Raw genomic sequence first — 23180 nt, 5'->3', positions numbered from 1 at the left:
TCAGTCCAGCTTCACGCCGGCGGCCGTGATGATCTTGCCCCATCGCTCGCTCTCGGCCCGCGAGAGCTTGTAGAAATCCTGCGGCGTTCCGGGCAGCGCCTCGAAGCCGAAGTCCGCGAACAGCTTCACCACCTTCGGCGCCTTCATCGCCTTGTGCAGTTCGCCGTTGAGCCGTGCCACCGTTTCGGCCGGCATGCCGGCCGGGCCGATCAGGCCGTGGAATGCGTAGGCGTTGACGTCGCTGAAACCGGCCTCGACGAAGGTCGGCACCTCGGGCAGGGCGCTCGCGCGCTGCGGCAGCGCAATGGCCAGCACCCGCACCTTGCCCGACCTGATGATCGGCAGGCCCGAGGCCAGGTCCAGCATCATCGTCGGCACCTGGCCGCCCATCACGTCGGTCATGGCGGGCGCGGCGCCCTTGTACGGCACGTGCGTGATCGTGAGGCCGGCCTTCTGCTTGAAGAGCTCCATTGCCATGTGGTGCGGCGAGCCGTTGCCGGGCGAGGCGTAGCTCACCTTGTCGGGATTGGCCTTCACATAGCGCACGAACTCCGCCACGTTCTTCGCGGGAAAGTCGGGGTGCACCACCAGCGCCACCGGAAAGCGGCCGATGGTGCCGATGTAGGTGAAGTCGCTCGCGGGCTTGTACGGCAGCTTGGCGAACATGTGCTCGTTGAAGAGCAGCGCCGCGTTCTCGGCCTGCATGATCGTGTAGCCATCAGGCTTGGCCTGCATCAGCACCGACACGCCGATGTTGGTGGACGCGCCGGGCCGGTTGTCGATGATGAGCGGCTGCCCGAGCGAAGGCTGCATCGCCTCGGCCAGCGTGCGCGCCAGGTTGTCGGTGCCGCCGCCGGCCACGTAGGGCACGATCCATTTGACGGGCTGGCTGGGGTAGGCCGCCGGCTGCGCCGATGCAAAGCTGGTGGCCAGCGCGAGGGCCGCCGCCAGCAGGGGAAGGAATCGCTTCATCGTCTCTTGTCTCCGTTGCTTGTTTTGAAATCTGTTCAGTTCATTCGCCGCGCAAGACCTGCCACAGCTCGCGATCGCGCTCGGCGGTCCACACGACCGGATGCTCGATGCCCTGCAGTTCGTCGTACGCGCGCGAGACGTCGAAGGGCAGCACGTGCTGGAACACGGGCCAGTTGCCGAAGCGCGGCGTCATCGCCGCTTCGGCGCGCGCGAAGCAACCCTTGAGCGTGTCGCCCGCGGCGATGCCGGCCCTCACGCTGTCGAGCAGCGTCGAGAGAAATGCTTTGGTGAGCCCGATGGCCTCGGCGCATGCGGCTTCGTCCTGCAGCACCGCGCCGCGCCCGGGCACCAGCACGCGCGGCTTCAGCGCCGCCACCGCGTCGAGCGTGCCGGCCCAGTCGCCGATGTAGGCGTCGCCCGCGTACACCCCGCAGCGGTTCTCGACCACGTCGCCGGAGAACAGCACGCCGCAGTCGGGCAGCCATGCAACGGTGTCGCCGCCCGAGTGACCGCGCCCCAGCGACTTCAGATGCAGTTCACGGCCACCGCCGAGCTGCAGCGTCATCTCGCGCTCGAAGACCTTCGTCGGAAGGGTCAGGCCCGGAATCTCCTCGACGCCGGCGAACAGGCGCGGAAAGCGGCCGACCTCCGAATCGAAATCGGCCTGGCCGCGCGTGCGGATCCAGTAGAGCGTGCCGTTGCTCGCGATGATGTCCTTCACTTCGTCGAAGGCGCTGGCGCCCATCACGCGCACTGCGTGGTAGTGCGTGAGCACGATGGTGCGGATGGGCTTGTCGGTCACTGTGCGAATGGCCGCAAGAAAGTCGCGCGCCATGCGTGGCGTGGGGCGCGTGTCGATCAGCACCACCTGCTCGTCGCCGACGACGAAGCCGCAGTTGGGATCGAAGTCGCTGATGTAGCCGTAGACGTCGGGCGCGAGTTCGCGCAGTTGCGGCTTCTGCTCGCGGGTGTCGGAAGCAGAGGCGAAAGAGACGGAAGTGGTCATGGCGGTTGTTGTCGTGGTGTCTTCGGCGGCTGCGCGGATGCAGGCGAGCAGCACGTCCTGGTCGGCGCACTGGTTGGCCAGCAGCAGTACGAGGCGGGCGTTGAGGTCGGCGCTCTGTGTGTCGGTGCGGCCTTCGTGTGCAGCGAGCAGGGCCGCGTAGAAGCCGTCGGGGTCGGGGATGCGGGGCTCGGTGATCATGGGTTGCTGTGGTGGGCCAGCGCGGTGCGCATGGCAGAGGCGATGGCTTGCGGCGTGGCGTTCGCCAACACGGCGGCGCGGTACGCGTCGGGCCGTACGAGGACAAAGCTGCCCGCATCGCCGATGCCGAGATGGAGGGCCAGCTTTTCGTCGGCCTGCAGCGTGGGCAAGCCGCTGTCGCCACCCACGGCCAGCAGCCGTAACGGCAGCGACGCCGTGGCATCGAGAGCCGCCTTTGCCTGCTCGCGCGTCGGCGCGAACCAGAGGCCGATGCAGTGCGTGCCCTCGGACAGCAGTTGCATCAGCGTCGTCTCACGGCCATCGGTCCAGCGCAGCGGCAGGTTCTGCACCGAGCGCGCGCCCTCGGGCAGCAGAGGTGCGGCCGGGTAGTCGTTGGCGACCGACATGCGGCCGGTGTTCACCAGCGCGCGTGCAAACGAATGGCGTGCCGCCAGCGCCACCACGGCGCGGCGCAGCGTGTGCTCGGCTGGCGAGCGCGGCGCGAGGAAGCGCGCCGATCGGCTCGTCACCTGCAGGTTCTGCTTCGCGGCGGGTTGGCGCTCCGCGTCGTAGCTGTCGAGCAGCGTGTCGCCCGCCTTGCCTTGCGCGACGAGCGCGAGCTTCCAGCCCAGATTCGCCGCATCCTGGATGCCGCTGTTGCCGCCGCGCGCACCGAACGGGCTCACCACATGCGCCGCATCGCCGATGAAGAAAACGCGGCCGTGGCGGAAGCTGTCCAGCAGATGGTCGCGGTAGCCGTACGGCCCGATCCATACGAACTCGAATTCCACGTCCGGCCCGAGCTGCTCGCGCAGCCGCGCGCCCGCCACTTCGGGTTGGCTGATGTAGGCCGTGTCGCAGTCCTCGGGCATCTGGTAGTCGATGCGCCACACGTCGTCGGCCATCAGGTGCTGCCACACGCCGCGCCCCTCGTTGAAGGGCGCATCGACCCAGGTCCAGCGCTCGGTCGGCAGCGGTTTCTTGAAGCGCACATCGCTGATGCACCAGCGGTCGGTGCTGCGCGATGCGTGCGCCTCGATGCCGAGCTGCGTGCGGATCGGGCTATTGGCGCCCGTCGCGTCGATCAGCCGGTCGGCTTCGATGGTGTAGCTGCCGGCGGGAGTTTCGATGTCCAGGCGCACGCCGTCGGCGAGCTGCTCGACGTGCGTCACGCGGCTCTTCCAGCGCACGTCGGTCAGCCTGAGTTCGAGGATGCGCTCGACCAGGAACCACTCGACGTAGAACTGCTGCAGGTTGATGAAGGGCGGCTGCCTCGAGACGCTGTTGGCCTGCAGGTTGAAGTTGTAGACCTCCTGCTCGCCCGAGAAGGTGCGCCCGAACGACCAGGTGATGCCCTTGGCCGCGATGCGTTCGTAGATGCCCAGGCGCTCGAAGATCTCCAGGCTCTTCTGCGCGTAGCAGATGCCGCGCGACGACGCGCCGCGCACGCCGACGGTGTCGTCTTCATCGAGCAGCACGGCGTGCACGCCGCGTTGCGCAAGGTCGCAGGCCAGCGTGAGGCCCGAGGGGCCGGCACCGACGATCACGATGGGGTGGCGCACGACCTTCGTGCTGCCCAGTTCGGGCGGTGGCGTGAAGGGCCAGACCGGCAGCTCGTAGGCCGGCGCGAAAGCAAAGTTTTCCATGTCTCTTCTACAGCGCGTGCGCGAACTCGGCGATGGCATCCGCCGCCTTGGGAATCAGCTCTGGCTGCCCCGCGAGGTAGTGGTTGCCGCCGACGATGTCGACATTGCGAATGCGCGATCCACCCGCTGCCATCCACGCATCGCGCGTGCTCGGAAAGGTCGACTGGTCGCCCGTGTAGGTCAGCAGCAGCTTCGGCACCGTGGTGCGCGCGAGGTTCGTCGGCCCGTCGGCTTGCGAGCGCGACGACCACTGCGAGAGAAAGGCCGTCAACGAGGTGGTGCGCCCCATTGCGTTGGCCGAATAGTTCACCTGCCGCGCATCGCCCCACACGCTGCCGGGTTGGCGGTCGTTCGCATCGAGTGAGAGGTCCACGCAGCGCGGATCGGCATGCGTGCGGTAGACGACGAAGGTCTGGTCGCGCGGGGCGCCCGGCGTGTTGCGCAGCAGCGCGAGGCGGTCGATGGCCCATTGCTCGATGCGGTCCAGCCGTTCCTTCTGCGCGGCACTGAAGCGCGCAAGGAAGCCGCTGTCGTAGGGCACGCGATGGCGGGCGTCGTACATGTCGAGCTCGGGATCGACCGAGAGCGGGTCGTGCTCGTCGGTTACCGAGGGGTCGATCCAGTCGCGCATCAGCCGCGTGCGGCCCAGGTGGGCGGCGCACAGCGCGATGCCGTCCACGGGGGGCAGATCGCGCGGGTGCAGATGCGTCGGGTCGCCATCGGGCAGGTGCATGGCTGTGAGCTTCTCGGCCTGCGCCTGGTAGAAGCTCGCGAGCGCCGCGCCGCCCGAGTTGCCGACGAGAAACACCTTCTCGTAGCCGACCGCGCGCAGGTACTGCACGCCGGCGCCAAGGTCTTGAATCGCGCGCTCCATCAGCAGCACCGTGTCGTTGCCCACGAAGCGCGAGTTGAGCCCCATGCAGCAGATGCCGCGCTCGGCCAGCGGGCCGATCAGGTAGTGGCCCATGAAGTTGCTGGTCGGGTGCATCACGATGGCGGCGATCTTCTTCAGACCTTGCGGTGCGCGGAAGGCGCCGTAGATGCGCGGGCGCAGCAGCTGCAGGCCCGACTGGCTTTCCATCGCCGCGCCGGGCTTCACGTCGATGACGGCGAGTTGCAGCTCAGACATTCGTCGCACCCTTTGCCGCGGCACGAAGTTCGGCCTTGCGCGCGGTCCACGCGTCGAGGTCTGCCCGGGCACGCAGCGCGTGCGCGTCCATCTCGGCCTGCGGCACGGTCGGCGTGGTCAGCTCCACGCGGATGCCGTTGGGGTCGAAGAAGTAGATCGATTCGATGATGTGGTGGTCGGTCACGCCCAGCACCTCGACGCCCGCGCCTTCGAGCCGCGCCTTGGCGGCCAGCAGGTCGGCCACCGAATCCACGCGCAGCGCGATGTGGTTCACCCACGAGGGCGTGTTGGGCGAAGGCAGTGCGGCGATGTCGTCGCCAAGGTCGAAGAAGGCGATGTACGAGCCGTCGCGCATCTGGAAAAAGATGTGCACGTAGGGGCAGTACTCGCCCGTGCTCGGCACGTGGTCGCTCTTGATGACGTGGGCCAGCGGCAAGCCCAGCAGGTCTTCGTAGAAGCGGCGGGTTTCCTCGCTGTCGCGGCAGCGCCAGGCGAAGTGGTGCAGCCCGCGCACGGGTGGTGGGGTCGGCATGGCTCGTGTCTCCAGTGAGCCGTTATTGGGCGATGCCGCGTCTTATGATGCAATCGAAATTAATTCATCGATTGATGAAATAACCGTATATATGAATCTCACCCTGCGCCAGTTGCGCGCTTTCGCCGCCGTTGCCGAAGCCGGCAGCTTCACCGCCGCTGCGCAGCAACTGCATCTCACGCAGTCGGCGCTCAGCGTGCTGGTGCGCGAGCTCGAACGCGAAATGGGCGTGCAACTGCTCGACCGCAACACCCGCAGCGTGCAGTTGTCGGAGGCGGGGCGCGAGTTCTTGCCGTCGGTGCATCGCCTGCTCGGCGACCTGACGAGCGCGGTGGCCGGCGTCACGGATTTGCGTGACAAGAAGAAAGGCTTGCTACGGCTTGCGGCGCCGCAGCTCATGGCCTGCACGCTGATGCCGCGCGTGATCGCGCTCTATCGCGAGCAGTACCCCGACGTGGATGTGCGCCTGACCGACACGCTGCCCGAGCACCTGCTCGCAGGCGTCACGGCCGGCGACGTGGAGCTGGCCGTGGGGCAGGACGTGGCCGTCGACAGCGCCATAGAGCGCCGCACGCTGCTGCGCGACCGGCACTGGCTGATCTGCCCGCCCGGCCATGCTTTTGCCAACCGCCGCAAGGTGCGCTGGCACGAGCTCGAGCCCTACACCTTCATCGCCCCCACGCGCGACTTCCGCCAGCGGGTATTGCCCGAGCTGGCTCCGGCCGAGCGCGACTACATGCTGCGCCCCGGCACGCAAGAGGTGTCATACATGACCACCGCCCTCGGCATGGTGGCCTCGGGGCTGGGGCTCACCGTGTGTCCGACCTATTCCGCACCGCTGGTGCGCGCCCACGGCCTGCAGATGGTGCGGCTCGAATCGCCCGATTTCCATCGCGAGGTGTGCGTCTACAGCGCGGCGCGGCGTTCGCTGTCGCCGGCTGCCGCGAGCTTTGTCGGCGTTCTCGAAAGCTTCGCCAAGGCGCAGCAAAAGGGCTGAAAAGCATCGGAGCGCGGCAAGAGGCGCGTAGAGCGGCGGCGGGGCCAAACCTACAATGCAGGCCGACCCGTCTTCCATCTCCTCCAGACCTCCATGAACGTCATTCGATTCACCGACCTCTGCGCACAGGGCAAGGCCGCCGGCCAGCGCGTCTTCATCCGTGCCGACCTCAACGTGCCGCAGGACGACGCAGGCAACATCACCGAAGACACACGCGTGCGCGCTTCCGTGCCCTGCATCCAGCTGGCGCTCGACGCTGGCGCGGCCGTGATGGTCACCTCGCACCTGGGCCGTCCGACCGAAGGCGAGTTCAAGCCCGAAGACTCGCTTGCCCCCGTCGCCAAGCGTCTGGGCGAACTGCTTGGCCGCGATGTGCCGCTGGTGGCCAACTGGGTCGACGGCGTCGACGTCAAGCCCGGCCAGGTCGTGCTGCTCGAGAACTGCCGCGTCAACAAGGGCGAGAAGAAGAACGACGAGGCGCTGGCCCGCAAGCTGGCCGCGCTCACCGACATCTACGTGAACGACGCCTTCGGCACCGCCCACCGCGCCGAGGCCACCACCTACGGCATCGCGCAGTTCGCGAAGATCGCTGCGGCCGGCCCGCTGCTGGCGGCCGAGATCGACGCCATCACCAAGGCGCTGGCGCAACCCAAGCGTCCGCTGGTGGCCATCGTGGCGGGTTCCAAGGTCAGCACCAAGCTCACCATCCTCAAGAGCCTGTCGGCCAATGTCGATCAGCTGATCGTGGGTGGCGGCATCGCCAACACCTTCATGCTGGCGGCCGGCCTGAAGATCGGCAAGTCGCTGGCCGAGCCCGACCTCGTCGACCAGGCCAAGGCGGTGATCGACGCCATGCGCGCGCGCGGCGCCGACGTGCCAATCCCCGTGGACGTGGTCACGGCCAAGACCTTCGCGGCTGACGCAGCGGCCACCGTCAAAGACGCGAGCGACGTGGCCGACGACGACCTGATCCTCGACATCGGCCCGAAGACCGCCGCGATCCTGGCCGCGCAGCTGCGCGAAGCCGGCACCATCGTCTGGAACGGCCCGGTGGGCGTGTTCGAGTTCGACGCCTTCGCTGGCGGCACCAAGGCCATTGCGCAGGCAATTGCCGAGAGCAGCGCGTTCTCGATCGCCGGCGGCGGCGACACGCTGGCGGCCATCGCCAAGTACGGCATCGAGAAGCAGGTCGGCTACATCTCGACCGGCGGCGGCGCCTTCCTGGAAGTGCTGGAAGGCAAGACCCTGCCGGCTTTCGAGATCCTGTCGAAGCGCGCGGCTGGTTGATCCGGCTGGCGGGAAATCTCATGGAGTGACTTCCGTCCGACACACAAAGTGTATACAGTAGCGAATACAAAACGGAGACTACCCTCATGAGCACGGACCGCATCCCCCGCCACGCCACCAAGATCGTTGCCACGCTCGGTCCGGCGTCCAGCACCCCCGAATTGCTGGAAAAGATGATCCAGGCCAAGGTCAGCGTGGTGCGGCTGAACTTCAGCCACGGCACGGCGCAAGACCACATCGACCGCGCCGCCATGGTGCGCGAAGCCGCCCGCAAGGCGGGCCGCGAAGTGGCCATCATGGCCGACCTGCAGGGCCCCAAGATCCGCGTCGGCAAGTTCGCGCAGGGCAAGGTCTGGCTGGAGCCGGGCGCCAAGTTCGTGCTCGACGCCTCGCGTACCGAGCTCGGCGACGCCGATGCCGTGGGCCTCGATTACAAGGACCTGCCGCGCGACGTGAAGCCCGGCGACAGGCTGCTGCTGAACGACGGCCTCATCGTGCTGACCGTCGACGCCGTCAAGGGCGAGGCCGTGCACACCACCGTCAAGCTGGGCGGCGAGCTGTCGAACAACAAGGGCATCAACAAGCAGGGCGGCGGCCTCACGGCGCCCGCGCTGACCGCCAAGGACATGGAAGACATCAAGACCGCGATGAGCTTCCAGGCCGACTACGTGGCCGTCAGCTTCCCCAAGAACGCCACCGACATGGAAATGGCGCGCCAGCTGTGCAACGTGGCCGCGGCCGAGTACGGCCACAAGCCCGGCATGATCGCCAAGATCGAACGCGCCGAGGCCATTCCGAAGCTGGAAGAAATCCTGCGCGCCAGCGACGGCATCATGGTCGCGCGCGGCGACCTCGCGGTCGAGGTGGGCAACGCGGCCGTGCCGGCGCTGCAGAAAAAAATGATCCGCATGGCGCGCGACATGGACAAGGTGGTCATCACCGCGACCCAGATGATGGAGTCGATGATCACCAACCCCGTGCCCACGCGCGCCGAAGTAAGCGACGTGGCCAACGCCGTGCTCGACGGCACCGACGCCGTCATGCTCTCGGCCGAAACCGCCTCGGGCCGCTACCCGCTCGAGACCGTGCAGGAGATGAGCCGCATCTGCGAAGCCGCCGAAGCAGCCGAAGACAAGACGCTCGACGCCGATTTCAGCGGCAAGACCTACAGCCGCATCGACCAGTCGATCGCCATGGGCGCGCTGTTCACGGCCCACCACCTGGGCGCGAAGGCCATCGTGGCGCTGACCGAGTCGGGCTCCACCATTCTGTGGATGAGCCGCCACCGCGCGCACATTCCCATGTACGCGCTGACCTCGCGGCTGGCCACGCAGCGCAAGCTGGCGCTGTACCGCAACGTGCGCCCGCTGCTGATGGATTCGGAAAGCGACCGCGACACCGCGCTGCAGCAGGCCGAAAACCACCTGAAGAAGCGCGGCATCGTGCAGAGCGGCGACGTCTACGCGATCACCTGCGGCGAGCCGATGGGTGCCCCTGGCGGCACCAACATGCTCAAGATCTGCAGAGCGAGCTGAACCCGCCCGGCTGAGCTTGCTCAGCCGTTGCGGAACAGGAAGCTGTAGGCGTTCAGGGCGGGCACCCCACCCAAGTGCGCATACAGCACCTTCGAGCCAGCCGGGAATTCCCCGAGCCGTACCTTCTCGATCATCCCGTGCATCGACTTGCCCTCGTACACGGGGTCGGTCAGCATGCCCTCGAAGCGCGCGCTCAGGCGAATGGCTTCCAGCGTGCCGTCGTTCGGCAGCCCATATTCGGGGCCACCGAAGCGGCGATCGAGCACCACGTCCTTCTCGGTGATGTCGCGGCCCAGTTCCACCAGCTCGGCCGTGTTCTTCGCAATGCGCAGGATCTGGTCGAAGGTCTGCTGCGGCTTGGCCGAGGCGTCGATGCCGATCACGCGGTCAGCCCGGCCGTCGGCAGCAAAGCCCACCACCATGCCGGCCTGCGTGCTGCCGGTGACCGCGCAGACCACGATGTAGTCGAACTTGAAGCCCAGCTCGGCCTCCTGCTGGCGCACTTCTTCGGCAAAGGCGACAAAGCCGAGCCCGCCGCGCGGATGCTCCGAGCAGCCCGCCGGAATCGGAAACGGCTTGCCGCCGGCCTGGCGCACGCTCTCCATGGCGTCTTCCCAGCTCTTGCGGATGCCGATGTCGAAGCCCGCTGCGTCCAGCCGCACGTCGGCGCCCATGATGCGTGACATCTCGATGTTGCCGACCCGGTCGTACACCGCGTCGGAGTAGTTGACCCAGTTCTCCTGCACCAGCACGCACTTCAGCCCGAGGTGCGCGGCCACCGCGGCCACCTGCCGCGTCTGGTTCGACTGGATGCCGCCGATGGACACCAGCGTGTCGTAGCCGCCCTCGAGCGCCTCGGGGATCAGGTATTCGAGCTTGCGCGTCTTGTTGCCGCCGAAGGCCAGGCCGCTGTTGCAGTCCTCGCGCTTGGCATAAAGGTCGACCTTGCCGCCGAGATGCGCGCTCAGCCGCTTCAGCGGGTGGATCGGCGTGGGGCCGAAGGTCAGGGCGTAGCGGGGAAACTTCTTCAGATTCATGGGTGCGGCTCCAGGGAGTTGAAGCCTTAGATCGTAGGAAGAAGCGAACGCAACGTGCTTGCGAAGTTTTCTGGATTCGTTCGAGAAAAAAAGGCACTATGGCTGAATCGGAAACTTTCAATCCAAAAAACAAGGCATGAGCACAACAAAATTGCGTGTCGCGCCGGAGCTCGATCGTACCGACCGCGCCATCCTCCGCGCCCTGCAGCGCGACGCCTCGCTGTCGAACGTGGCGCTGGCCGCCAAGGTGAATCTCAGCGCCGCCGCCTGCCTGCGCCGCGTCGAGCGGCTCAAGGCCGAGGGGTTCATCAAGGGCATCGTCGCGCTGCTCGATGCCGACGCGCTCGACGTCGGCATGCTCGTGATGATCGGCGTGGTGCTCGACCGCTCCACGCCCGACTCGTTCGCCGACTTCGAGAAGGCCGCGCAGAAGGTGTCGGGGTGCCTCGAATGCCACGTGGTCACGGGCGAGTTCGATTACTTCATGCTCGTGCGCACGCGCGACAACGACAGCTTCAACCACCTGCATGCCGAGCAGCTGCTGTACCTGCCAGGGGTGCGGCAGATCCGGACTTTCATCGTGCTCAAGCAGGTGCTGTCGACCACGCAGTTGCCGATCTGACGAAACCGGCGTCTGACTGCGTGCGTACTGTTGCGATGAGTCTTCCCACCTTCGCGTCACTCCGCCGGCGCCGCAGCGCCTTCTTCGCCGCCTTCTCCGTTACCGCCGCTGCCGTGCTCTCGGCCTGTTCGCCGGTCAAGGTGCTCAATGGCCTGGTGCCCACTGACACCTACCAGTTCCAGGGCGGCATCGCCTACGGCCAGGCGCCCCGCCAGTTGCTCGACGTGTACCAGCCGCTTCCCGCCACGCAGCCGGCCCAGGGTGCGCGCCCGCTGGTCGTGTTCTTCTATGGCGGCACTTGGACGACCGGCGACCGCGCCAGCTACAGGTTTGTCGGCGAGGCTCTGGCCGCGCGCGGCGCGGTGGTGGTGTTGCCCGACTACGGGCTGTCGCCGGCCTTCACCTACCCGGTGTTCGTGCGCGACAGCGCGCTGGCCGTCAAATGGGCGCTCGACAACGCGGCCCGGCTGGGCGCCGACCCGAAGCAGGTGTTCGTGATGGGCCACAGCTCGGGCGGCTACAACGCCGCGATGGTGGCGCTCGACGAGCGCTGGCTCGGCGAGGTGGGCGCCAGCCCGAAGGAGCTCGCGGGCTGGATCGGCCTGGCCGGCCCATACGACTTCCTGCCCATTGGCGAACCGCAGGCGCAGGCTGCCTTCAACTGGCCGGACACGCCGCGCGACTCGCAGCCGCTGTCGCATGTCACGCCGGCGTCGCCGCGCGCGCTGCTCATGGCGGCTTCAAAGGACGACCTCGTCGATCCCGACCGCAACACCGGCCGGATGGCGGCCGCGCTGCGTGCCGCGGGCGTTCCGGTCGAGGTGCGGCTGTTCGACAACCTCGGCCACGTGACGCTGATCGGGGCCTTCGCCAGGCCCATCCAGTGGCTGGGCGGACCGGTGCTGCCGCCTGTCATGAATTTCCTCGGGCTGGCGTCAGTGCCGTCCCACAAGGGGGCTCGGTAGAATTGCGGCAGTTTGCTCCTGTCTTTCCGCCTTCTTCTTTCCCTAATTTCCGCGAGGTATTTCCATGGCACTCGTCTCGATGCGCGAACTGCTCGACCATGCTGCAGCCAATGGCTACGGCATTCCGGCCTTCAACGTCAACAACCTCGAACAGGTCCAGGCCGTGATGGAGGCCGCCAAGGAAACGGGCGCGCCCGTCATCCTGCAAGCCAGCGCAGGTGCCCGCAAATACGCCGGCGAAGCCTTCATCAAGCACCTGATCCAGGCCGCCATCGAGCAGTACCCCGGCATCCCGCTGGTCATGCACCAGGACCACGGCCAGAACCCCGACGTCTGCAAGGGCGCCATCGACCTGGGTTTCAGCTCGGTCATGATGGACGGCTCGCTCGAGGCCGATGGCAAGACCATCGCCAGCTACGACTACAACGTCGACGTCACCAAGAAGGTGTCGGACATGGCCCACCGCCTGGGCGTGACGGTCGAAGGCGAGCTCGGCTGCCTCGGCTCGCTCGAGACCATGAAGGGCGATAAGGAAGACGGCCACGGCACCGACGACACCATGACGCGCGAACAGCTGCTCACCGACCCCGAGCAGGCCGCCGACTTCGTCAAGCGCACCCAGATCGACGCGCTGGCCATCGCCATCGGCACCAGCCACGGCGCCTACAAGTTCACGCGCGAGCCCACCGGCGACATCCTGGCGATCGACCGCATCAAGGAAATCCACCGCCGCATTCCCAACACCCATCTGGTGATGCACGGCTCGTCGAGCGTGCCGCAGGAGCTGCTGGCCATCATTCGCCAGTACGGCGGCAACATGAAGGAAACCTACGGCGTGCCCGTCAAGGAAATCCAGGAAGCCATCAAGCACGGCGTGCGCAAGATCAATATCGACACCGACATCCGCCTGGCCATGACCGGCGCGGTGCGCAAGTTCCTGGCCGAGAACCCCGAGAAGTTCGACGCCCGCGAATGGCTCAAGCCCGCACGCGAAGCCGCCAAGCTGATTTGCAAGCAGCGCTACATCGAGTTCGGCTGCGAAGGCCAGGGCGCCAAGATCAAGGGCGACACGCTGCAAGTGGTCGCCGCCAAGTACGCCAAGGGCGAGCTGGCTCAGGAAGTCGTCTAAAAACTTCCCCGCGATTCGAAGGCCACCGTTCGCGGTGGCTTTTTTCTGCGCGCACAATCCGCTTTCACCGTCCCACGTTTCCCACCGCATTTGCTGTTGTTCCCATGACCACCGTCCACACCTCCTCCATCCAGAGCCTGCCCCTGCTTGCGCGCGGCAAGGTGCGCGACAACTACGCCGTCGGCGAAGACCGCATCCTGATGGTCGCGAGCGACCGGCTCAGCGCCTTCGACGTGATCATGGGCGAGCCCATTCCCGGCAAGGGCGAGATCCTCACGCAGATGGCGCTGTGGTGGTTCGAGCGGCTGGGCCAGATCTGCCCCAACCACCTGACCGGCGACGCACCCGAAAGCGCCGTTACGCCAGACGAGGTGCCGCAGGTCACGGGCCGCTCGATGCTGGTCAAGCGCCTGAAGCCGATCCCGGTCGAGGCCGTGGTGCGCGGCTACCTGGCCGGCAGCGGCTGGAAGGAATACCAGGAAAGCCGCTCGGTCTGCGGCGTGCCGCTGCCCGAGGGCCTGACCAACGCCAGCAAGCTGCCGCGCCCGATCTTCACGCCCGCCGCCAAGGCCGCGGCTGGCGAGCACGACGAGAACATCAGCTACGAACGCGTGGTCGAGATCGTCGGCCCCAAGCTGGCCCAGCAGATCCGCGAAACCAGCATCGCCATCTACGAAACCGCCGCCCAGATCGCCCTGACCAAGGGAATGATCATTGCCGACACCAAGTTCGAGTTCGGCCTGGACGAAGCCGGCACGCTGGTGCTGATGGACGAAGTGCTCACGCCCGACAGCTCGCGCTACTGGCCCGTCGAGGGCTACCAGGCCGCGCTGGCCGCCGGCGCCAACCCGCCGAGCTACGACAAGCAGTTCGTGCGCGACTGGCTCGAAGCCACCAAGATCAACGGCAAGCCCTGGGACAAGACGCCCCCGGCGCCGCGCCTGCCGGCCGAAGTCATCGAGAAGACGGCGGCCAAGTACCGTGAGGCGCTGGAGCGCCTGACGGGCTGATGCCTTTCTTTTCATAGTCTTCTTCATAGTCCATCCCGGGAGTCTTGTCTCCACGGGAATCGGGGATGCCTGAACGTCCCTGCCCCCGCCATCATGCGTACTCAAAACATGAGGGGTGGGGAATATGGAAGGCAGAAACGTCCTGCGCTGGCAGCGCTGTGTGGCAACTGGGCTTGCCGTGGCCATTGCGGGCTGCAGCAGCACCAATCCCTACCAGCGCAGCGAGCGCGTCGACCGGCCCATCAGCCAGCTTGGCCGGGAGGAGGTCCGCCATGCCCATGCAGAGAGGCTGGCGGGCAACCTGCATGGCGCGCTCGGCGTGCTGAAGGACCAGCGCCGCGAGTGGTACGACTCCCTTTCGACGCAGGCGCGTGTTCGCGCCCTCACGCAGCTCGGACTGCTCGGCGTCACGGCGGCGGCGCTCTACAGCGGCCTGAAGTCGGGTGTGACGAGCGACCACGACAAGAAGCGCCTGGCACTGGCCGGCGCGGTCGGTTTCGCGGCGTATTCGGGCAGCACATGGTTCGTCAATCCCGCCCAGGAGCAGGCCTACGTGGAAGGCATCCGCGAGTTGACCTGCGCGATGATGAACATCGAGCCGCTGCGCATGAGTGCCGTCGGTTTCTCGCAGATGAGGCAGGAGCGGGAGGACCTTGCGAAGGCCATCAACAAGCTCGACAAGAGCCTGCTCGAAGCCGAGGCTATCGAGCGCTATGGCCGCGACAGCAAGCTTGCCAGGGCTCAGGTCCGGGCGGAAGCGAGGGACGCACTGGTACGCGCCCGCAAGACCCTGGCCTCGAGCGAGCAACTGGCCGACCAGTTGAACAACAGCGGCGTCATCCTGATGCGCGAGGGCGATCTCGTTTTTGCCCGTGTGGCCGCACGCATCAATGCCGCGAACAAGGCCATCACCTCGCCCGACGCCATGGCGACCGAGGCTGCCGGAATCATCAGAAGCTTCAGGTCGGTGAAGATCGACGTTCCGAGTGAAAGCAGCGGCGGTGGTGGCGGTGGCACACCAGCCGCGCCGACAGCGGCGGCTGGCGGCGGCAGTGGTGCGACGAACAAGCAGACGTTTTCCGCAGCGGCGGCATCGAAGCCGCTGGAGAGCGCCAACATGCAGGAGCTCCTCGCGCAGGTCGACAAGCTGCGGAAACAGCAGATTGCCGCCGCCGCGGCCGAGGCGGGAAAGAGGCAGGACGAAAACCTCGAGGCAGAAGCGAAGAAACAGCCGGCCAGCACATCCCAGGCCACGACAGCACGCAAGCTGGCCAGCGAAACAGCCGACCTCTACGCCGCCCGCCGCCCCTTGAGCAATCGCCTGCTCAGCTTTGCCGAGCAGCGCAAGTCCGTGGAGCGGAACGGCAGTTGCGTCGGTGGCGTCAGCGCCATGAGCATCTCGCCGGCAGCCGACGCGAAGGTCAGCCAGGGCGATGCCTACGAGATCACCGTGAGCGGCGTGACCGTCTCTCCGCAGGTGTCGGTCAAGGGCCCGGCAGCCTTCGAGATCCTGGTCGGTTCGGTGAACCAGTATGTGGTGCGCATCAAGGTGGCAGCCGACGCCAAGGGCACGGTGGACGTCACGATCTCTGATCGTGGCCTGGCCACCGAGGAAGTCCAGCTAACCGTCGCTGCACCAGCCGCCAAATAACCGCTAGACCGGCGACCCTCAGCGCGCCCCGCCGCTGTTCAACAACGCCACCGTCCGCCCGCCGCCATCCAGCAGTGCCAGCCGGCTCGGCCCCGCCAGCCGGTAGCTCGCAGTGCTCTGCAGCGCGGAAATGAACTGCGCTTCATTGGCGCCGCGCACCGGGTCCGCACAGGCCATGCGCGTCGAGGCCAATTGCCCGATCTTCAGCGTGATGCCGCTGCGCGTGAAGGTGCCCGAGATGCGGTTGCAGCCGCCCGAGCCGCTGACGCGGCCGCTGCTGCGGTCGAACTGGACTTGCGCATCGCTGCCGGGCGCAATGGCCTCGTCGCCCAACTGCGCAAGGCGCCAGACCGGCCCTTCGATCGGCTCGTCGAGGCTGATGCCGCTGCCGCAACCGGTCAGGGCGGTCAGCAGCGCCGTCGTGGCAAGAAGGGGAAACACGATACGGCGGGCGAAGGAGCGCATGGCCAGTCTTCCTTTTCAATCTGCAACAAGTTGAATCGGGCGTGATCGTATTCGAGGCGGCCACGAAAAAGCGACCTCGAGGGTCGCTTTATGGATCCGCTTTCCGGATCAGCTCAGCACGATGCTGCTGAGGCGGCGGCGGTAGGTGGCCACCACCGGATCGTCCGGCGGGATCTGCCCGTCGGCCACCTTCACCTTCGGCGGCTCGATCAGGTCGAGGATCGCAATGTAGGTCTTGCGGGCCAAGTCTTCGCTCCAGGTCTTGTCGCGCATCAGGATGTCGAGCAGCTCGTCCATCGCGTCGGTCCAGCGTTGCGCGGCCATCAGCAGGCGGGCGCGGCCGAAGCGGGCGTCGAAGTCGCGCTTGTTGGCTGCGATCTTTGCCTCGAACTCGGCGATCGCGGGCGCGGCGCCTGCCACGGGTGCTGCGAAATCGATAGCGTCCATCCAGCGCTGCAGTGCGTCGAAGCGGCGCACCAGCGTGGTCTTGGCGATCACCGGGGCAAAGGCGACCTTGGCGTCGTCGACGCGGCCTTCCTGCAGCAGCAGCTTGATGTAGTCGAAGCGGGCGTCGTCGTTGGCGGGGTCGGTGGCCACGGCATGCTGCAGCCGTTCGAGCGCGCCCTGGGTGTCGCCTCCGGCCAGCGCTTCCTGTGCGGCGGCTTCTTCCGAGGCGGCTTCGGCCTCGTCGGCGCCCGGCACGTGCTTGTCGAGGAATTCGCGGATCTTGTCGGCCGGAATGGCGCCGACAAAGCCGTCCACCGGCTGGCCATCCTTGAACATCACGCAGAACGGGATGCTGCGCACGCCGAACATTTCGGACAGCTGCGACGAAATCTGCGGCACCTTGTCGGCGTCGAGCTTGGCCAGCGTGAAGCGGCCGGCGTACTCGACTTCGAGCTTTTCGAGCACCGGGCCCAGCTGTTTGCAGGGGCCGCACCATTCGGCCCAGATGTCCAGCAGCACCGGCGTGGCCACTGAGCCTTCGATCAGTTCGGCCTGGAAATTTTCGAGAGTGATGTCGATCATCGGAACCAGCTGAGGGTGAAACGTAAAATTGAAACCATGAACGAAACCATTCAGGTCGGTGTAGTGATGGGCTCGAACTCCGATTGGGAGACGATGCGCAACGCGGTCGAGATTCTCCAGCAATTCGGAATCAGTCACGAAGCAAAGGTGGTCTCGGCCCACCGGATGCCCGATGCGCTCTTTGCGTACGCCGAAAGCGCCGCCGGGCGCGGGCTCACCGCGATCATCGCGGGCGCGGGTGGCGCAGCCCATTTGCCGGGAATGCTGGCCTCCAAGACCACGGTGCCGGTGCTGGGCGTGCCGGTGGCCAGCCGCCACCTGCAGGGCGTCGATTCGCTCTACAGCATCGTGCAGATGCCCAAGGGCGTGCCGGTTGCCACTTTTGCCATCGGCAACGCGGGTGCGGCCAATGCGGCGCTGTTCGCGGTGGCGATGCTGGCGGTGAACGATCCGGCGCTGCGCGCGAAGCTCGACGCCTTCCGCACGGCGCAGACCGCCGCCGCCGAAGCCATGACGCTGCCACCGGCTCCTGCCGGCGGTGTTGGAGAAGTGCCCCCCGTGTCCCCTTTCTCGCCGCAAGGCGGAGGTGCCCTGTGAGCAGCAGCAAGAACGGTGACCTGCCCATCCTCCCGGGCGCCACGCTCGGCGTGCTCGGCGGCGGCCAGCTGGGGCGCATGTTCGCCCACGCAGCCCAGCGCATGGGCTACTTCACGGCGGTGCTCGACCCCGACACCGACAGCCCCGCCGGCCGCGTGAGCCATCACCACATCCACACCGACTACGACGACGTCGACGGCCTCGCCCGCCTCGCCGGCCTGGCCGATGCGGTGACGACCGAGTTCGAGAACGTGCCCGCGCCCTCGCTGGAGCACCTGGCGGTCGCGCGGCCCGTATCGCCCGGCGCCTCGGCCATTGCCATCGCGCAGGACCGCATCGCCGAAAAGGCGCATTTCACCCGCTGCGGCGTGCCCTGCGCGCCCTATGCGGTCATCGAGACCGCGGCGCAGCTGGCCGCCGCCGACGACAGCCTGCTGCCCGGCATCCTGAAGACCGCGCGGCTGGGCTACGACGGCAAGGGCCAGCAGCGCGTGAAGACGCGCGCCGAGTTGGTCGACGCCTGGCAGGCCACGGGCTGCGTGCCCTGCGTGCTCGAGAAGATGCTGCCGCTGGAGTTCGAATGCTCGGTCATCCTGGCGCGCAGCCGCGACGGGCAGATCGTGCACTTCCCGCCGCAGCGCAACCTGCACCGCGACGGCATCCTGGCCATCACCGAGGTGCATCCGCAGAACATGCCGAAGACGGTGGCGCAGGGCGCGGTCAATTCGGCAAAGAGCATCGCCAACGGCCTGGGCTACGTGGGCGTGCTGTGCGTCGAGTTCTTCGCGCTGGCCGACGGCTCGCTGGTCGTCAACGAGATGGCGCCGCGCCCGCACAACAGCGGCCACTACACGATGGAAGCCTGCGACGTCTCGCAGTTCGAGCTGCAGGTGCGCACGCTCGCCGGCCTGCCGCTGGCCGCGCCGCGCCAGCACAGTCCCGCGATCATGCTCAACCTGCTGGGCGACCTGTGGTTCACCGCCGAGGGCGGCGACAAGCCGGTTTCGCCGCGCTGGAGCGAAGTGCTCGCGCTGCCCGGCGTGCACCTGCACCTCTACGGAAAGATCGACCCGCGGCGCGGCCGCAAGATGGGCCACCTCACGCTCACCGGCGCCACGCTCGAAGCCGTGCGCGCCACGGCATCGCAGGCCGCGCTGCTGCTGGGCCTGCCGGCGGTGACCACTGCCGACTTCGCATGATCCTCGACGGCCGCTCCCCCGAGTCCATTGCCGAAGCCGCGCGCGTGCTGCGCGCGGGCGGGCTGGTGGCCTTCCCGACCGAGACCGTCTACGGCCTGGGCGCCGACGCGAGCAGCGACATGGCGGTGGCAGGCATCTTCAAGGCCAAGGGGCGGCCCGCCGACCATCCGCTGATCGTTCACGTGGCGGCCGGCATCAAGGGCACCGAGTCGCTGTCGCGCTTCGCGCAGCCGCTGCCGCTTTTCGCGCAGAAGCTCGTGCAGGTGTTCTGGCCCGGGCCGCTCACGCTGATCGTCACGCGCCAGCCTGGCGTGGGCGCGGCGGCCGCCGGCGGGCAGGACACCATCGGCCTGCGCTGCCCCTCGCATCCCGTGGCGCAGGCGCTGCTCGAAGCCTGTGCCGAGCAGGGTGTGCCCGGCCTCGCGGGGCCCAGCGCCAACCGCTTCGGCCGCGTCAGCCCAACCACGGCGCAGCACGTGCACGACGAGTTCGGCGACGCTCTGCTGGTGGTCGATGGCGGAGCGTGCGAGGTAGGCATCGAGTCGACCATCGTCGACTGCAGCCGCGGCGCCCCGGTGCTGCTGCGGCCCGGCCTGATCACGCGCGCGCAGATCGAGGCCGCCTGCGGCGAGAAGCTCAGCGACCGCGAAGTGCTCGAAACACCCGACCCGCGCGCCTCGGGCACGCTGGAGGCGCACTACGCCCCGGACGCCAAGGTGCGGCTGATGGACGCCAAGGCGATCCAGACCGGCCTCGACGTGCTGGGCGCCAACGCCGCGCACATCGCCGTGTGGTCGCGCACCGTGGTGCGCAGCCGCTCGCAGCGCGTGCTGCAGCGGCGCATGCCCGACGACGCGGCGGCGAGCGCGCAGCAGCTGTTCGCGGTGCTGCGCGAGTTCGACGCGCAGGGCGTCAAGCTGATCTGGGTCGAGATGCCGCCCGACACGCCCGAGTGGGAAGGCGTGCGGGATCGCTTGCAGCGCGCGTCCGCAGCCTGATCAGCCCCCAGCGGCGAGCACGCCCTGGAAGAAGCCACGGGCGGAAGCCAGGCAGAACGGCGGTGCCAGCGTGCCGTGGTACGCCAGCGTGACCGCCTGCGCCTTGTCCGATGCGCTGCCCGACGTGTTCTGTGCCAGCAGGGCCTTGGCCTGCGCGAAGCCGGCACGGGCGGTCGAGTAGGCGTCGATCGCGGCCGAATCTTCCAGATCGACCACCGCCAGTGCGGCGGCCGGCACGCCCTTGGCGCGGAAGTAGCCTGACGTGGCGCGGGTGCTCACGAAGTTCACCGTCGGGTCGTTGGCGCCGCCGCACATCAGCATCGGCCGGGTCGGCGTCCAGTTGCGCAGGTCGTTGGCGAGCGCCGCCTTGCGGAAGCCCGTGGACGGCTTGCAGTCCAGCGGCGAGGCCGTGCTCAGTGACGCCGACGTGGCCGGCAGCGCGTTGCCGGGGCAGGGCGTGGCCTGGATGTCGCCGGCCGCCTGCGTCAGAAAGCTCTGCTTGATGAGGTTGTTGGCGCCATAGAAGATCGACAGCGAGGGGCTCACCGGCCCCGGTGTGGCATTGGCCGGGAACAGTGCCAGCTGCGGCAGCTTGCCGCTGGTGAACAGCGTGTTGGGCGTCAGGCTCGGCAGCAGGGTGTCGATGCCGTTGGCGTACTGCGCTTCATACACGTCGCTGGTGGAGCTGTAGACGTTGCCGAACTGCTGCTGCCAGCTGGTCGACAGCAGCGGCACGAACAGCGTGGCGCCCAGCGCCGGCCAGCCCTGGTAGGTGTAGTCGGTCAGCAGGCTGATGGCTGAGGGTGCCGACAACGGCGCCGACGCCGTCACCGTCTTGCCCGTGGCCTGCATCTCGCGATGCGCCGCCATCGCGACATAGCCGCCCTGCGAATAGCCGGTGATGAACAGCGAGCCGGCGTCGTTCGCGTTGATGCCCGAGAAGGTCTTGCGCGCGGCGGTGAGCGCATCGACCATGTCCTTGCCCTGCTGGTCGCCGTTGAGATACGGGTGGTAGGGCAGCGTCGACTTGTCGTAGCCCGCGTAGTTGGGCGCCACCACGATGTAGCCCTGCGCCGCGAACATGGCGGCGACCATCAGGCCTTCGCCCGCTGCCGCCTGCGTGCTGTCGGTCCACTTGGCCAGGTTGTAGGCCTTGGCGGCGGTGGTGCCGTGGGCATAGAGCACCACCGGACGCTGGCCGCTGCAGGCCACGTCGGAGCCCGTGGGCACCATGATCGCGGCGGTGGCATTGGTGGCCTCGCTCTTCGCGCCGATGGTGCGGTATTCGAGATAACGCAGGTCGATGCCGCACTTGGGCGTGCCAGCCACCTGCAGCAGCGCCTTGCCCTGGTCGCTGGCCTGCAGGCTGGCGGTGAACTGGGTGGCCGTCAGATTCGCCGTCTGCTCGGGCGGGTTGGTGACCACCGAGCCCCGGCCGTCGTCGGCGGCGGGCGGCGGAACGCCCACCCCGATGCCGATACCCCCGCCTCCACCACCGCCTCCGCAGGCGGCGAGCAGCAACAAGGTTGCGCCTGCGAGCGCCGTCAGGGCGGCTGTCTTGCGCATCGGAACAAACGAGTGGGGGTGCGGCTTTGTCAAGGCATGTCTCCTGCGTTGGTCTTGTACGGAATAGAACGACCGTCCGATTCTGTGCAGGGGCATGCCCGCGCGCAAGCGGGCGTTTGCCCTCAGAAGATTTCAGTACACGGCCGGTGGCCGTGCGCCTTGTCGAGCCGTCGGCCTCAGTTGTCCTGCGAGGCCCAGTCGACCAGCGCGTCGAAGGCCGCGCGCGCGGCGCCCGCGTTCTCGCCGTTGGCAATGGCCACCAGCACGTAGCGCCGCCCGCTTGCGCCGTCCACATAGCCGGCCACGCCGGAGGCGTCGCGCAGCGTGCCCGTCTTCAGGTGGGCCGAGCCGCCCGAGCGAAGCGTGCGCTTCTTCAGCGTGCCGTCCACGCCCATGGCGGGCAGCGAAGACATCAGCTCCGGCATCACTGGCGAGCGCCACGCCACCTGCAGCATCTTGCCGAGCGCGGCGGCGCTGATGCGCTCGTCGCGCGACAGGCCCGAGCCGTTCTCGAACACCGGCGGTGCCTCGCCCGTGCCGATGCGCTCGCGCCACCACTGGCCCAGCGCGCTGCGCGAAGCCTCGAAGGTGCCGCGGTTCCTCTGCGTGAGCCCGATCGTGAGGAACAGCTGCTGCGCCATCACGTTGTTGCTGTACTTGTTGATGTCGCGGATCACCTCGGCAAGCGGCGGCGACTCGAACTCGAAGGCCGGCTTCAGCCCCGCCGGCACGCGCCCTTCGCGCATCTGCCCGCCGACGCGCCCGCCCATCTCGGCCCACATGCCGCCGATGGCGCGCATGGCGTAGGTGCGCGGGTCGCCGTAGGCCACGGCCCAGCTCTTCTCGCCGCAGCCGGAGGGGAAGCCGCCGTTGAAGCGGATGCGGTTCACGTCGCTGAAGTCGGTGCGCAGCGCGGCGCGCCAGTCGCCGCATTCGCCGGGCACGATCGCCACGGTCGGCGGCATCGCCACGCTCGCGAGCGGGGGCTCGTAGCTCACCCGGGCGATCTGGCCGGCGCGGTCGGGCGCGAAAGTCATGTTGACCGACTTGAAGTTGACCAGCAGCGCGTCGGGCGAGGCGTTGTAGGGCCGCAGCGGCTCGCCGTCGAAGGCGCCGGGGTCGCCCTCGACCGTGGTTTCGAAGGCGCTGCGGTCGATGACGATGTCGCCGCTCACCGTGGTGATGCCCAGCCCCTGCACGTGGCGCAGCAGCAGCCACACGCGCTCCAGCACCAGCTTCGGGTCGCCCTGGCCCTTGATGTAGAGGTTGCCGTTGAGCACGCCGTTGTTCACCGTGCCTTCGACGTAGACCGGCGTGGTCCAGCTGTAGGCTGCGCCGAGCAGGTCGAGCGCGGCGTAGGTGGTGACCAGCTTCATGATCGACGCCGGGTTCACCGGCGCCTGCGTGCGCCAGGCCAGTCGCGGCTGGCGCGTGCCGTCGGCCTCGGCAACCAGCATGGTCACGGACTCGCGCGGCACCTTGGCGCGGGCGAGGGCGGCATCGACCTGGGTGGGAAGGGCTTGCTGGGCGAACACGCCGGCCGGGGCCAGCAGGGAGAGCAGAGGGAGAGTCAGTGCGCAGGCCGCGCGGCGGAAGGCAAGAGGCATCCG

21 protein-coding genes are annotated in these 23180 nt (G+C 67.8%); 11 read left to right on the top strand and 10 right to left on the bottom strand.

Going from position 1 to position 23180, the window contains the following annotated elements; translation table 11 throughout:
• The 5 genes from ACSFBF_RS17940 to ACSFBF_RS17920 are packed head-to-tail and all read right to left on the bottom strand — an operon-like array spanning position 1 to position 5483.
• The gene (locus ACSFBF_RS17940) at positions 1–972 is read right to left on the bottom strand and encodes a Bug family tripartite tricarboxylate transporter substrate binding protein (protein ID WP_435469238.1); all 972 of its coding nucleotides are present in this window, start codon (positions 970–972) and stop codon (positions 1–3) included.
• A gap of 40 nt (positions 973–1012) precedes the next feature.
• On the bottom strand, positions 1013–2176 hold the full coding sequence (locus tag ACSFBF_RS17935) for a DUF2783 domain-containing protein (protein ID WP_435469236.1): 1164 nt from the start codon (positions 2174–2176) through the stop codon (positions 1013–1015).
• A complete protein-coding gene (locus ACSFBF_RS17930) occupies positions 2173–3822 on the bottom strand; it encodes an FAD-dependent monooxygenase (RefSeq protein ID WP_435469234.1) in 1650 nt (549 codons plus the stop codon). The genes ACSFBF_RS17935 and ACSFBF_RS17930 overlap by 4 nt, the downstream gene beginning before the upstream one ends.
• Before the next feature lie 7 nt (positions 3823–3829).
• On the bottom strand, positions 3830–4951 hold the full coding sequence (locus tag ACSFBF_RS17925; RefSeq protein WP_435469232.1) for an alpha/beta hydrolase family protein: 1122 nt from the start codon (positions 4949–4951) through the stop codon (positions 3830–3832).
• Positions 4944–5483 (bottom strand): VOC family protein, encoded by a 540-nt coding sequence (locus ACSFBF_RS17920; RefSeq protein WP_435469230.1) that lies wholly within the window; start codon positions 5481–5483, stop codon positions 4944–4946. The genes ACSFBF_RS17925 and ACSFBF_RS17920 overlap by 8 nt, the downstream gene beginning before the upstream one ends.
• Before the next feature lie 91 nt (positions 5484–5574).
• On the opposite strand from ACSFBF_RS17920, the gene ACSFBF_RS17915 reads away from it, so the two are divergent.
• From ACSFBF_RS17915 to pyk, 3 genes are all read left to right on the top strand, one after another.
• On the top strand, positions 5575–6480 hold the full coding sequence (locus ACSFBF_RS17915) for a LysR family transcriptional regulator (RefSeq protein ID WP_435469228.1): 906 nt from the start codon (positions 5575–5577) through the stop codon (positions 6478–6480).
• Positions 6481–6573: 93 nt separating this feature from the next.
• A complete protein-coding gene (locus ACSFBF_RS17910) occupies positions 6574–7767 on the top strand; it encodes a phosphoglycerate kinase (RefSeq protein WP_435469226.1) in 1194 nt (397 codons plus the stop codon).
• 86 nt (positions 7768–7853) lie between these two features.
• Entirely contained in the window at positions 7854–9302 is a 1449-nt protein-coding gene (gene pyk / locus ACSFBF_RS17905; RefSeq protein ID WP_093055398.1) for a pyruvate kinase, read from the top strand.
• A 20-nt stretch (positions 9303–9322) separates the two neighbouring features.
• Here pyk and ACSFBF_RS17900 read toward each other — a convergent pair whose 3' ends face one another.
• Positions 9323–10339 carry a 1-aminocyclopropane-1-carboxylate deaminase gene (locus ACSFBF_RS17900; protein WP_435469224.1) on the bottom strand — a complete coding sequence of 339 codons (1017 nt, stop codon included), beginning with the start codon at positions 10337–10339 and terminating at the stop codon, positions 9323–9325.
• A gap of 136 nt (positions 10340–10475) precedes the next feature.
• On the opposite strand from ACSFBF_RS17900, the gene ACSFBF_RS17895 reads away from it, so the two are divergent.
• From ACSFBF_RS17895 to ACSFBF_RS17875, 5 genes are all read left to right on the top strand, one after another.
• The gene (locus ACSFBF_RS17895) at positions 10476–10961 is read left to right on the top strand and encodes an Lrp/AsnC family transcriptional regulator (RefSeq protein ID WP_435469222.1); all 486 of its coding nucleotides are present in this window, start codon (positions 10476–10478) and stop codon (positions 10959–10961) included.
• A gap of 35 nt (positions 10962–10996) precedes the next feature.
• Positions 10997–11926 (top strand): alpha/beta hydrolase, encoded by a 930-nt coding sequence (locus ACSFBF_RS17890; RefSeq protein WP_435469220.1) that lies wholly within the window; start codon positions 10997–10999, stop codon positions 11924–11926.
• A gap of 64 nt (positions 11927–11990) precedes the next feature.
• Complete coding sequence (gene fba / locus ACSFBF_RS17885) at positions 11991–13055, top strand: class II fructose-bisphosphate aldolase (RefSeq protein WP_257863243.1); 1065 nt, start codon at positions 11991–11993, stop codon at positions 13053–13055.
• 104 nt (positions 13056–13159) lie between these two features.
• The gene (locus ACSFBF_RS17880) at positions 13160–14065 is read left to right on the top strand and encodes a phosphoribosylaminoimidazolesuccinocarboxamide synthase (protein ID WP_435469218.1); all 906 of its coding nucleotides are present in this window, start codon (positions 13160–13162) and stop codon (positions 14063–14065) included.
• Positions 14066–14189: 124 nt separating this feature from the next.
• A complete protein-coding gene (locus tag ACSFBF_RS17875) occupies positions 14190–15716 on the top strand; it encodes a hypothetical protein (protein WP_435469216.1) in 1527 nt (508 codons plus the stop codon).
• Between the two features lie 18 nt (positions 15717–15734).
• Here the strand turns inward: ACSFBF_RS17875 and ACSFBF_RS17870 are convergent, their stop codons facing one another.
• Positions 15735–16181: an META domain-containing protein gene (locus ACSFBF_RS17870; protein WP_435469214.1), complete on the bottom strand. Its 447-nt coding sequence runs from the start codon at positions 16179–16181 to the stop codon at positions 15735–15737.
• Between the two features lie 108 nt (positions 16182–16289).
• A complete protein-coding gene (locus ACSFBF_RS17865; protein WP_435469212.1) occupies positions 16290–17210 on the bottom strand; it encodes a tetratricopeptide repeat protein in 921 nt (306 codons plus the stop codon).
• 36 nt (positions 17211–17246) lie between these two features.
• On the opposite strand from ACSFBF_RS17865, the gene purE reads away from it, so the two are divergent.
• From purE to ACSFBF_RS17850, 3 genes are read left to right on the top strand one after another with little or no spacing between them, the layout of a single operon-like run.
• Entirely contained in the window at positions 17247–17807 is a 561-nt protein-coding gene (gene purE, locus ACSFBF_RS17860) for a 5-(carboxyamino)imidazole ribonucleotide mutase (RefSeq protein WP_093055414.1), read from the top strand.
• Entirely contained in the window at positions 17804–19006 is a 1203-nt protein-coding gene (locus ACSFBF_RS17855; protein ID WP_435469209.1) for a 5-(carboxyamino)imidazole ribonucleotide synthase, read from the top strand. The genes purE and ACSFBF_RS17855 overlap by 4 nt, the downstream gene beginning before the upstream one ends.
• Positions 19003–20004 carry an L-threonylcarbamoyladenylate synthase gene (locus tag ACSFBF_RS17850; RefSeq protein WP_435469207.1) on the top strand — a complete coding sequence of 334 codons (1002 nt, stop codon included), beginning with the start codon at positions 19003–19005 and terminating at the stop codon, positions 20002–20004. The genes ACSFBF_RS17855 and ACSFBF_RS17850 overlap by 4 nt, the downstream gene beginning before the upstream one ends.
• Here the strand turns inward: ACSFBF_RS17850 and ACSFBF_RS17845 are convergent, their stop codons facing one another.
• Positions 20005–21570 (bottom strand): alpha/beta hydrolase family protein, encoded by a 1566-nt coding sequence (locus ACSFBF_RS17845; RefSeq protein ID WP_435470045.1) that lies wholly within the window; start codon positions 21568–21570, stop codon positions 20005–20007.
• A gap of 176 nt (positions 21571–21746) precedes the next feature.
• The gene (gene dacB / locus ACSFBF_RS17840; RefSeq protein ID WP_435469205.1) at positions 21747–23177 is read right to left on the bottom strand and encodes a D-alanyl-D-alanine carboxypeptidase/D-alanyl-D-alanine endopeptidase; all 1431 of its coding nucleotides are present in this window, start codon (positions 23175–23177) and stop codon (positions 21747–21749) included.
• Positions 23178–23180 lie beyond the last annotated feature (3 nt).

The sequence above is a fragment of the Variovorax nivicola genome (assembly GCF_051216475.1).
In the GTDB taxonomy this organism is placed as follows: Bacteria; Pseudomonadota; Gammaproteobacteria; order Burkholderiales; family Burkholderiaceae_C; genus Variovorax.
The sequence above is the reverse complement of the archived record's forward strand: the minus strand, read 5'-3'. Positions and strand labels throughout refer to the sequence as shown.